Source organism: Saccharibacillus sp. WB 17 (assembly GCF_008634075.2).
Taxonomy (GTDB): domain Bacteria; phylum Bacillota; class Bacilli; order Paenibacillales; family Paenibacillaceae; genus Saccharibacillus; species Saccharibacillus brassicae.
This window is the reverse complement of record NZ_VPFK02000023.1, coordinates 257,395-268,454: the sequence shown is the minus strand read 5'-3', so window position 1 is coordinate 268,454 and position 11,060 is coordinate 257,395. Positions and strand designations below refer to the sequence as shown.

General features: G+C 61.1%; 7 protein-coding genes. 3 read left to right on the top strand and 4 right to left on the bottom strand.

Translation table 11 applies throughout. From position 1 onward, the window contains the following. Window positions 1-170 precede the first annotated feature (170 nt). Both FTE24_RS12565 and FTE24_RS12560 read right to left on the bottom strand, forming a co-directional pair. Entirely contained in the window at window positions 171-2,525 is a 2,355-nt protein-coding gene (locus FTE24_RS12565; RefSeq protein WP_150233670.1) for a UvrD-helicase domain-containing protein, read from the bottom strand. A gap of 300 nt (window positions 2,526-2,825) precedes the next feature. Next, window positions 2,826-3,344 (bottom strand): antibiotic biosynthesis monooxygenase family protein, encoded by a 519-nt coding sequence (locus FTE24_RS12560; protein ID WP_150233668.1) that lies wholly within the window; start codon window positions 3,342-3,344, stop codon window positions 2,826-2,828. Window positions 3,345-3,870: 526 nt separating this feature from the next. Between FTE24_RS12560 and FTE24_RS12555 the strand changes: the two genes are divergently transcribed. Next, window positions 3,871-5,562 (top strand): methyl-accepting chemotaxis protein, encoded by a 1,692-nt coding sequence (locus tag FTE24_RS12555; RefSeq protein WP_150233666.1) that lies wholly within the window; start codon window positions 3,871-3,873, stop codon window positions 5,560-5,562. Window positions 5,563-5,871: 309 nt separating this feature from the next. Here FTE24_RS12555 and FTE24_RS12550 read toward each other — a convergent pair whose 3' ends face one another. Next, window positions 5,872-7,203, bottom strand: a complete 1,332-nt coding sequence (locus FTE24_RS12550) for a response regulator (protein ID WP_150233664.1) — start codon at window positions 7,201-7,203, stop codon at window positions 5,872-5,874. Window positions 7,204-7,251: 48 nt separating this feature from the next. Continuing rightward, window positions 7,252-9,126 carry a cache domain-containing sensor histidine kinase gene (locus tag FTE24_RS12545; protein WP_160441747.1) on the bottom strand — a complete coding sequence of 625 codons (1,875 nt, stop codon included), beginning with the start codon at window positions 9,124-9,126 and terminating at the stop codon, window positions 7,252-7,254. Between the two features lie 169 nt (window positions 9,127-9,295). Between FTE24_RS12545 and FTE24_RS12540 the strand changes: the two genes are divergently transcribed. Then, the gene (locus FTE24_RS12540) at window positions 9,296-10,156 is read left to right on the top strand and encodes a carbohydrate ABC transporter permease (RefSeq protein WP_141448103.1); all 861 of its coding nucleotides are present in this window, start codon (window positions 9,296-9,298) and stop codon (window positions 10,154-10,156) included. Then, on the top strand, window positions 10,157-10,996 hold the full coding sequence (locus tag FTE24_RS12535; protein ID WP_141448104.1) for a carbohydrate ABC transporter permease: 840 nt from the start codon (window positions 10,157-10,159) through the stop codon (window positions 10,994-10,996). It abuts the gene before it with no gap. Window positions 10,997-11,060 lie beyond the last annotated feature (64 nt).

Sequence of the window (11,060 nt, the reverse complement as noted above, 5' to 3'; positions counted from 1 at the left end):
ATAGCATGAGAAAAGCCCGCAGGCCGCGAAATCGGCGGCTGCGGGCTTTTGTATGCGTCGGTTGAACTGCGGCGTGAAATCGAAGCCGAAGCGGAACCCGAATTCGGGGCGGAGCCTGAAGCCGAAGCGGATGCGGAACCCGAGTTCGGGGTCGAAATCGAAGCCGGCGTTCAGACGGGGACGTCTTTGCGTCCTTTTCTCATCGGCGATCCGCACAGCGGGCACGGTTTGTGTGCCGCGTTCATGTCTTTGCTGTGCATGATCCGCGTCCAGGCGACGCAGGAGCCGGACGTGCACAGCCACGCCGGCACGCTCTGCGTCCGGACCGGCGCCTCGGCCGCGGACGAGGCGCCGCTGCGGCCGAAGCGGTCGGCGCGGACCTTGCCGAACCGGCCCGGGTCGGGCGCTCCGCCCCGCCGGCCGCCGTATTCGGCGCGGACCGCAGCGTCCGAAGCCGCGGTCTCCTGTCCGAAAGCGGACAGGAGAAAGCGCGACACGGCGGCTTTCTTGCCCCGCTGCACGGCGGGCGAACTGACGAACAGCTGCTCTTTCGCCCGGGTCACGGCGACATAAGCCAGCCGGCGCTCCTCTTCGAGCGCCTCGGCGTAGCTGGCTTCGCCTTCGAGGCCGACGCGCGTATCGCGCAGCGAATCGGCGCCGAGCGCGGAGGCATGCGGCAGCGTGCCTTCGGACGCGCCGATCAGGAAGACGGCCGGGAATTCCAGGCCTTTGGACTTGTGAATGGTCATGAGGGCGACCCGGTTGCCCTGCGCCTGCGATTTGACGGCCGCGGTCTGCTGGTTGCGCAGCAGCATGTCGTCGACGAAGGCGAGGAACGAGACGATGGAGTCGAAGCGTCCGGCCGACGTCTCCAGTTCGTCGAGCATCTCCTTGAGCATCTCGCGGTGCGAGGTCTGCTCGCTGTGCTCGCCCGCCTGGATATAGGCGTCGTAGAAGCTTTGGCGGATCTGGGTCACCGCGGCGGCCGGGACCAGCCCTTTGAGCGAGCGGATCACTTCGAGCCGCTGGCGGATCTTGTCGAGCTGGAATTCTTTCAGCCCGGGCAGCGTCAGCAGATGGACGAGCGGCCCTTTTTTGGGCCGCGCCTCGTCCGTCTGGCGAATATGCGCCATGCCTTTGTCGCGGGCGATGTACAGCGTGGGCAGCACGCTCGGCATCGCGTCGAAATCGCGGCGGTTGATCGACAGCCGCATATGGTCGAGCACGGGCTTGACGAGCCAATGCTCGTACAGCAGCCGCCCGTCGCCGTAATCGATATGCGGAATATCGCGGATGACGAGCTGCTCCAGCACCGCGCGGTTGCTGCTCGAAGAGCGGTACAGCACGGCGAAATCGCCGTAGTTCCGGCGTCCCGCCGCCACTTCGCGGTTGATATGGTCGACGATGGCCGTCGCTTCGTCGTCGGCCGACTCCGGCCGCATATAAGCCGGCAGCAGGGCGCCGCCGTTCGCGGCGCGCAGCGTCTTGCTGCGGCGCATCTTGTTGTGCCGAATCACTTCGTTGCCGAGGCCAACGATCGACGGCACGGAGCGGTAATTGATATCGAGCGTTACGATGCGCGCTCTTGGATACAGCTTCTCGAATTCCAGAATGAATTCGCTGCGTGCTCCGTTGAACGAATAGATCGTCTGGTCGTCATCGCCGACGACCATCAGATTGTTGCGCGGCGCGGCGATCATCTTGACCACTTCGTATTGGAGCAGGTTCGTGTCCTGGAACTCGTCGATCATCAGGTGGGTGAAGCGGCGGCGCAGCCGGTCGAGCAGTTCCGGTCGCTGCTTCAGCAGCGCGTGGGCGCCGGTCAGCACGTCGTCGAAGTCGATCCGGCCCGTCTCTTCTTTCCATGCTTCGTAGCGCAGCAGGATACGTTTCATCTGGCGGTCGGTATCGCTTTTGTCCGGCAGGTCGTCGGCCGTCATCAGGTTGACTTTGTAGGAAGACAGCAGCGCCAGCAGATTTTCCGGCGGATAGGCATCCTGCAGGCTCAGCTCGCGCATGAGCTGCTGCAGTTGGATATGCTGGCGGCGCGTATCGCCGAAAATTTCTTTTTGCATGCCCTGGCTGAACAGCAGCCACAGGCAGAACGAATGGAACGTGCGGGCCTGGATGCGTCCGGCCGCATAGGCGTCGATGCCGGGCAGCCCGGCGATCCGCTCGCGCATCTCCGCCGCGGCCTTGCTGGAGAAGGTCAGCAGCAGGATGCCGGACGGATCGACGCCGCAGACGTCGAGCAGGTAGCCGGTCCGGCAGACGAGCGTGCTCGTCTTGCCGGACCCTGCGCCCGCAAGCGTCAGCAGCGGTCCGTCGGTGCAGCGCACCGCCGCGGCCTGCGCCGGGTTGAGGCGGATACCCGACTGCTCCAGCAGCCGGAAATAGGCGGCGTCCCGCTCGCCGCGGTCTCCGCCCGGCCGGTTCGGCTCGCGCCCGCCCGGCGCGGCGATCTCGGCGCGGGGCACTTTCCCCGAGGATACGCCGAACGGCTTGTTCTCAAATCTCGATGTCATCGCTTTCTCCACTGTTCGTTCTCCTCGCTCCGTTTTGTTGATCCGGCGTCCGTTTCCGTCAAAATTCCGATTCTATAAATGTATCACGCGCCCTTCGAAAGCGTCAAAGGAATCGGTCGTTTTTTTGCCGTTTTCGCGCGGCTGCGGCCGAGGCCGCTGCCTGTCGGCTGGAACCGGGCCGCGCCGGCTCGGTTTCCGCGTCGAAGCCCGCAAAAAAACCTTCGCAGCCATTCGCGAAGGTTTTTTGCCGAGCTCACATTCAAAACAAACTTATGCTCACAGCCGCCGGCGTGCCGCCGATCAGCATTCCGCCGCGCGGCCCGGTTCCGAAGGCGCGATCCGGTACGTGGTCACGAACGACGGGCGGGCGAAAATCTCCGGCCGCTGCTGCGTGATCCCTTCGGACGTATCGCGCTTTTTGTGGGCGTGATTGTAGGACTCGGAACTTTGCCAGCTCTTGAAGCTGTCTTCATCCTGCCAGATCGTCAGAATCACGTACGTGTCGCCCTGCAGCGGACGCAGCACCCGGATGCCGGAGAAGCCCGGCATGTCTTCGACGCGGCGGGCGCGGCCGAGGAACCGTTCTTCAAAAGCGGTTCTTCCGTCTTCGCTGACCGGAATGTTGTTGAGGACGGCAAAGCCGCCGTTCAACGAGCCGGCGCTGTCGATCGCCTGGTAAGCGGAGCGCGAATCGACCGAAGTCTCCAACGGATGGGCCGCTTCGAACAGATAGACGGGTTCGTCCCCGCCGTTCAGCGTATAGACGTTATCGAGCTGTGGATCTTCCGGCAGCATGCCGTGGAACAGATACAGAAACATAACCATCAACCTGCCTTTGCATCGGAATATAGTCGAGATCGGATCTTTTTCTCTTTTTCGCGGCGTGCAGCCTCATGACTTCTCTCTATTCTAATACCCGTAACGGGCAGCAGGGAAGCGCCGCGCTCCGCAGCCGGTTCCCCGGAAGCGCCTACGAATCGGACGCAGCGGAGCGCAAGGCGAGAACAAATGAATAATTTAGGTATAATTTAGGTACAAGGAACCATTTTTGTGAATAGGGCTTTGCCGCATTCTTTTGTTTCAAATTTAAATATTGAGTCTAAATAACCATAGATAACGGAGACGGGAAGGCACCAAATGTCCTAGTACATAAGCGAGTCCGATTCGTTGTTCGAACGGCCTTTTCCTTTGCGGATTCGGCCGGGCAGGAAGTCGGCAGCCCTCGCATTCCATACGGTCAATACAACGGTCAACGCACCAACAGCAGGCTCTAAGATCTTTTTTTCTTACCGCCTGCCGACGAATTAAGGAACAACCAAATTCACGGACAAGGCGGGAAAAAAGAATGAAAATGACGATCGGACGGACATTGTACGCGGGTTTTGCCGGAGTGCTGCTGATTACGCTTTTCCTGGCTTCTTTCAGTTTCTACGAGGTTGAACAGGTACACCGGAATTACAACGACCTTATCGACCGGCGCGTGGAAGAGATTCAGACGATCGCCGACGTCAAATACGAAGCGACCGCTCAGGCCAAAAATTTGCGCGGCTACCTTATTACGGGCAATGAAGACCATGTGAATTCGTTCCAGCAAAATAAAGCGAACATGCTGTCCAAGCTCGAACGGTTGGACACGCTGCTGGTCGATGCGCAGTCGCAGGCGCTGCTGAGCGAGATCGGCGCGCTGGAGACGCAGTACGACGAAGTCGGCAGCCGGCTGATCGCACTCAAGCAGGCGAACAACCTGGCGGAATATACACGCGTCGTCGAAGCCGAATGCGTACCGCTGGCCGACGCCTTGGCCGAACGTTCGCAGCAGTTGGAAGACGTGCAGCGCGCGCAGCTGGAAGCGTCGATCGCGGACACCGCCGCCGACGTCAGAAGCATCGAGACGATCATCATCGTCCTCGTCGCGGCAGGCCTGCTGCTGGGCTCGCTGATCGCTTTCCTGATCGGCCGCAAAATCGCGCGTCCGGTGTCGCGGATCGCAGCAGAAGCGAAAAGGATTTCGGAAGGCGACCTGCGCGGAGAAGACCTCAAAGTATCGAACCGCGACGAGATCGGCGAGATGGCGGACGCGTTTAATCTGATGAAAAACAATTTGCGCGGCCTGATCGTCAAAATCGGCAGCAGTTCGGAGCAGGTGTCCGGCGCTTCGAACATGCTGCTCAAAAATTCGGGGCAGGCGGCGGAAGCGGCCGACCACGTCACCGCCGCGATCATGAACGTCGCAAGCGGAGCGGAGCGCCAAATGTCCGGCATGGACGAGAACAAGCTGGCGCTCGAAGACGGCGGGCATAATCTGCGCCGCGTGGCCGACACAACGTCCGACGTCTCGCGCGCTTCCATTATGGCGCTCGAAGGCGCGCAGGAAGGCACCAAGCTGATCGGCGAGACGATGGAGCGGATGCGCCTCGCCCAGGAGACCGTGGGCCGGTCTTCGGAAGCGGTCAACGAACTGGAACGCGAATCGAAGCGGATCTCGCAGATCGTGCAGACGATCGGCGGCATTGCCGGGCAGACGAATCTGCTCGCGCTCAACGCTTCGATCGAAGCGGCAAGAGCCGGCGAACACGGCCGGGGCTTCGGCGTCGTCGCCGAAGAAGTGAAGAAGCTGGCCGAGCAGTCCCGCACGGCCGCGGCCGAGGTGGAATCGATTCTCGGCGGCATCGCCGACAAGCTTCAGGGAGCGGTGCTGGCGATCGAGGAAGGATCGCGCGAAGTCGAAGGCGGCGCGCAGACGGCCAATCAGGCCGGCGAGTCGTTCTACCGCATCTACGATTCGCTGCAGCAGATCACCGGCCGCATGCAGGAAGCCGCCGCTGCCGTCGAGCAGGTATCGGCCGGCATGGAGCAGACGCTGATCTCCGAGCGGGACATGACCGAACTGTCGCGGGACATCTCGGCCCGTTCGCAGGGCGTGGCCGCCGCTTCGCAGCAGCAGCTCGCTTCGATGCAGGAAGTATCCGCTTCGGCGGAAGTGCTGAGCCGCCTGTCCGGCGAACTGCAGGGCGAGATCGGCCAGTTCCGGGTCTGACGCCTGGCGTCGTGGACAGGAACAGCGACAGCCACAGCAATACCAACACGAAGAAAAGCCTTTTTTCAACAGGACGAATGGTCGCTCTTCAACAGCGCGGAAGGCCGCTCTTCGCACGGAATATCCGTGTGAAGAACGCCTTTCCGCAGCACAGCGCAAAAAGCCGCACGCTATCGATTTTCGTCCGCGTTCCCTCTGAGGAACGCGGACGAAGACCGGAGCGCCGCGGCTTTTTTGGTTTTTCATTCTTAGGTCCGTCTGTGCACTTTCGGGTGAAGGCGCCGGCGAGGGGGGAGGAAAAGGGGAAGGTTACCCTCTGCCTTTTGGTGTGCCGGCTTCGCGCCGGAACTCGTTCGGCGCGAAGCCGGTCGATTTTTTGAACACGCGGCTGAAATATTTCTCGTCCTGGTAGCCGACCAGATCGGCGATCCGCACGACCGTCATCTCCGAGTCGAGCAGCAGCCGTTTGGCGCGTTCGAGGCGCACGTTGGCCAAATAATCGAAGACGTTCTCGCCGAATTCCCGCTTGAACCGGCGGGAGATGTATTCGCGGCTCAAAAAGAAACGGTCCGCCAGGTCCTGCAGCGACAGTTCTTCGCGGTAATGTTCGCGAATATGCGCCGCGATCTCTTCCATGACGCCGGGCCCGCCGGCCGAAGCGCCTTCGAACGCGTGAATGTAGCGGTCGCCCTGCAGGGCGATCTCCGCGCCGCTGCCGGCACCGGCGCCCGGCGCGATCTTCTCCGGGACGGCCGTGCGGCGCTTCTTCAGCGCTTCCTCGGCCTGGAGATACGACGCGCGCAGCCCGTCGCACAGCCCGTCGGCGCAGCCGCCGAGCCCGAAATGCAGCGGCTCGCCGAGCACCGCTTCGAGCCCGGCGTTCGTGCGCAGCAGCCGTTCGCCCGCATGCGCGGCGCCGTTCCAGAAGAAGATCGCGACTTCGCGCTCGCGGCCCAGATTGCGAAACGCATAGCCGTCGCGGCCGCGGCCGAGCACTTCGTTGGCCACGTTGACCAGCGTGAAATAGAGCAGTTCCGTGCGCCCCGCATACTTGATCAGCAGCGGCGAGTCTTCGTCCATCCGGATCACGGCGCTGCGCACCGTGCCGGCAGGTTGAAGCAGCTCGAATTCGCCGCTGAATTCCCGCTCCGCGCTCTCGCGGGCCGCGGGGCCGCCGAGAATATCGGAACACAGCTTGTCCCGGTAGAGCGGCTTGAACCGGTTCACTTCCATCGTCTGCGCCAGCATCTGCCGCCGGCTGGATTCGCTCGCCATCCAGCTCTGGACAGCCCGCGAGAACGAATCGTTGAGCTGGTCGGCGTCGATCGGCTTGAGCAGGTAATCCATGCCGCCGTAGCGCAGCGTCTGGCGGGCAAAATCGAAATCGCCGTGCCCGCTGATGACGAGCGTCTTCGTATCCGGCGCGCTGCGGCTGATCCACTCCAGCAGGTCGATGCCGCCTCCGGCGGGCATGATCATATCGGTCAGCACGATATGCGGCGCGTGCCGTTCGATCAGGGCGACCGCTTCGCGGCCGCTTGAAGCTTCCAGCACTTCGGCCGGTTCATAGCGATCCCAATCGATCAACAGGCGAATGGCTTCCCTGACATGGGTCTCGTCGTCCACGATAAGTACTTTCATAGGTGATCGCTTCTCCTTCTGTGCATAATCGTTAACGGTCGTATCGACTCAGGGCTTGCGGAATTCGCCTTCGGCGAACAGGGGGATGCGCAGCGTGACCTGCAGGCCGCCGTCGAGCGCCTGGCTGAGGAAGACGGCGGCGGAGTCGCCGAAATAGAGCCGGAGCCGGTCGCCGACGCTGCGCAGCCCGATATGCGCCGACTCCGTGTTCTGTCCGAACACGAGCGGCCGGTCGAGCATCGCCTGCAGCTCGCGCCGAAGTTCGGGTTCGATGCCCGGCCCGTTATCGGCCACGATCACGATCAGCTCGCCCGGCGTCCGGCCGTTCGCGGCCGCTTCGGCTTCCGTCCAGTCCGGCAGCGGCAGTTCCTCGCCGCTCCGTCGCAGAAAAGCGCGGATACGCAGCACGCCTTCGCGCTCGAACGTCTCGCCCGCGTGCTTGAAATAATTTTCCGCCAGCGGTTGGAGAATCATGCGCGGCACCTGCACGTTTCGCGCTTCCGGCTCGATTTCGAGCGAGAAGCGGAAACTGTCACGGAACCGGTGGCGCTGCAGCCCCAAATAATCCTGTACGTATTCGATCTCGCGGCTCAGCGGCACGAAAGCGTCGCCGACATGCATATTATAGTGCATCATGCGCCCGAGCGAAGAGATCAGCCCGTAGACGTCGCGGTCGCCTTTTTTGAGCGCGAGCGTCGCGATCGACTGGAGGGCATTGTTGAGGAAATGCGGATTGACCTGCGCTTCCAGCGCCCGGAGCTGGTTCGTCTTGTTCATGATCTCCAGCCGGTACTGCTTGAGAATCGAATCGTTCAGCCGCCGCACCATGCCTTCGAACCGCCGCGACAGCACGCCGAATTCGTCGGTGCGCTCCGTCTCCAGTTCCAGCGGCTGGCCGCCCGATTCCACCTGCTGCATGCCGCGGATCAGCTTGCGGATCGGCCGGGTGAACTTGAGCGAGATGAACGCCGTCGCCACGACGACCACGATCAGCGACAGGGCGCCGACCGCCGCGTTCAGCAGCAGGATCTGGCGCTCGCGCCGGTACAGCGTGTCCGTATCGACGCTTTTGACGATCAGCCAGTCGGCCAGGGGGCTTCGGACCCGCTCGTAGAACAGGAACGTGTCTTTGCCGTCTTTTTGCACCGTATAGCCCGATTCGCCGCTCGCCGCCAGCACCTCGTCCAGCCCGTTCACCTCGGGCTTCTGGCCGATCCGGTCGGGCGGGCCGACGATCAGCCGTCCTTCGCGGTCGACGATATACACCTGCTCTCCCTCCGCCGCCAGACGCTGGGTCAGCGAGCGGAGAAAATCGATCCGCACGTCGATCGCCAGCAGCCCGGCTTTTTCTTTGCGCGGAATATTGTACACGACGCGGTTGAACGTGAACACGTCCGTCGAACGTTCTTCGTTCTCCGGGCGCAGCCGGTACGTGCCGGCCCGGTGCGTCACGTCGGCGAACGCCTGGGATTTCCATTTGCGATACTCGGGCAGCGGGTCCTGCCGGGTCGGCCCGTACGGTTTGCCCGCGTAATACAGATACGAATTGCTGCTTTTGTCGATATGCAAAAACACTTGATAGATGCCGTCGATCGAATAATACGTCCGCCGCAGCGCGCCCATGACGTCGTTGCGGTCGAGGCCGGCTTCCAGCTCGTCCGAGCCGGACAGCATGATGTCGATCAGCGTGTCGCCGTAGACCGACTCGTCGTAAATTTGCAGGGACAGCTTGTTGACCGTATCGAGATAATTGACGATATTCGTCTGCCCCTGGTAGAGCAGGCTGGCGTTGTCCTCGATCGCGCTGCGCTTGACGTTTTCCTTCGTCAAATTGTAGGCGACCAGAGCGGAGAGCAGGATGGGCAGGGCGGTGGCGAAGACCAAAAAGGCGATCAATTTGCTGCGGATGGAATGGCGGAACATACGGCTCTCCTTTCTCCCGGACCCCGAATGACGGAGCAGGTCAATATAGTCCACTGTATTCGTCATTTCTTTCCATGTTAGCGCTTTCTTATTCAGCATATAATAAACGCACAGCTTAAATAAAGACCGAAACGGGAGGTGCACCACTTTGGCAGGACGCAAGCGCTGGATGAATTTACTGATGCAGAGCGTATTTCTGGGTCCGTCGCTGCTTTTCTTCGTCGTTATCGTCGTCATCCCGTTTTTCCTGGGCATGTATTACTCGTTCACGGACTGGAACGGAGTCGCGGTTACGGTGAACTGGGTAGGGGCACGCAACTTTACCGCGATGTTCGCGGATACGAAATTTTGGGCTTCCTTCTGGTTCACCATTCGATTTACGTTGGCGGTCGTCATCTTGACCAACGTGATCGCGTTCCTGCTCGCCCTGCTGCTCGTGCAGCCGCTCAAGATGCGCAACCTGCTGCGGACGCTTTTCTTCATCCCGAACGTCATCGGCGGCCTGCTGCTCGGCTTCATCTGGCAGTTCATCTTCATCCGCGGCTTCGCGGCTGTCGGCAGAGCGACCGGCATCGGCTTTTTCAACCTTGAATGGCTCGGCACGGAAGCGACCGGCTTCTGGGGCATCGTCATCGTGTTCGTCTGGCAGGCGGCCGGCTACATGATGATCATCTACATCGCCGGACTGATGAACGTCGACCGTTCGCTGATCGAAGCGGCGGAGATCGACGGAGCGGGGTATATGCAAAAACTGCGCTTCATCACGTTCCCGCTGATCATGCCGGCCATCACGGTCTGCCTGTTCCTGTCGATGTCCAACGCTTTCAAAATGTTCGACCTCAACTTGTCGCTGACGAGAGGCGGGCCGTTCGGTTCGACCGAATCGCTGGCGCTCAACATCTACACCGAGGCATTCACGAACAGCAACTACGGACTCGGCACGGCGAAAGCGCTTCTGTTCTTCGTCATCGTCGCCGCCGTCTCGTCGCTGCAAGTCTGGTTCACGAAGAGAAGGGAGGTACAGTCCTAAATGGAGACGGGTCGCAAATATTCCGGGCGAACGCTGCTGCTTGAAGTGATCGCCGTCCTGCTGGCGCTGCTGTTCCTCGTTCCGTTCTACTTCGTCGTCGTCAACTCGCTCAAGAAGTTCGCCGATATTCTCAAGGACTCGGCCGCGCTTCCCAAAGCGGTCACCTTCGACAACTTTACGCGGGCCTGGGAAATTCTCGAGTTTCCAAAAGCTTTCACCAACTCGCTCGTCATTACGATTCTGGCGAACGTGCTGCTGGCGCTGTTTTGTTCGATGGCCGCGTACCGGCTGGTCCGGCACCCGAGCCGCTTCAACAACATCGTATTCATGGCGTTCGTCGCCGCGATGGTCATTCCGTTCCAGTCGATCATGATTCCGCTGGTCCGCGTCGCGGCCAACCTGAATCTGACCGGCAATCTGCCGGGACTCATCATCTGTTACCTCGGCTTCGGCGCTTCATTGACCATCTTCCTGTTCCACGGCTTCGTAAAATCGGTACCGATCGAAGTCGAGGAAGCGGGCATCATGGACGGCTGCTCGCCGTTCGGCGTCTTTTTCCGAATCGTCGTACCGCTGCTCAAGCCGATGATCGTCACCGTGTTCATCCTGAACACGCTCTGGATCTGGAACGACTTCCTGCTGCCGCTCCTGATCGTCGGGGGCAATGCGGATCTGCGCACGATTCCGCTGGCCACGAACGCGTTCTTCTCGCAGTATACGAAGCAGTGGGATCTGGCGCTCGCGGGACTGCTGATGGGCATCGCGCCGATCATCATCTTCTTCCTCGCGCTGCAAAAGCATATCATCGCCGGCATCGCGGCAGGCGCGGTCAAAGGTTGATCCAACCGTACCCCCTATACCCTGGCAAGTCGCAATATCACATAAAAGCAATCTTATTGTAATC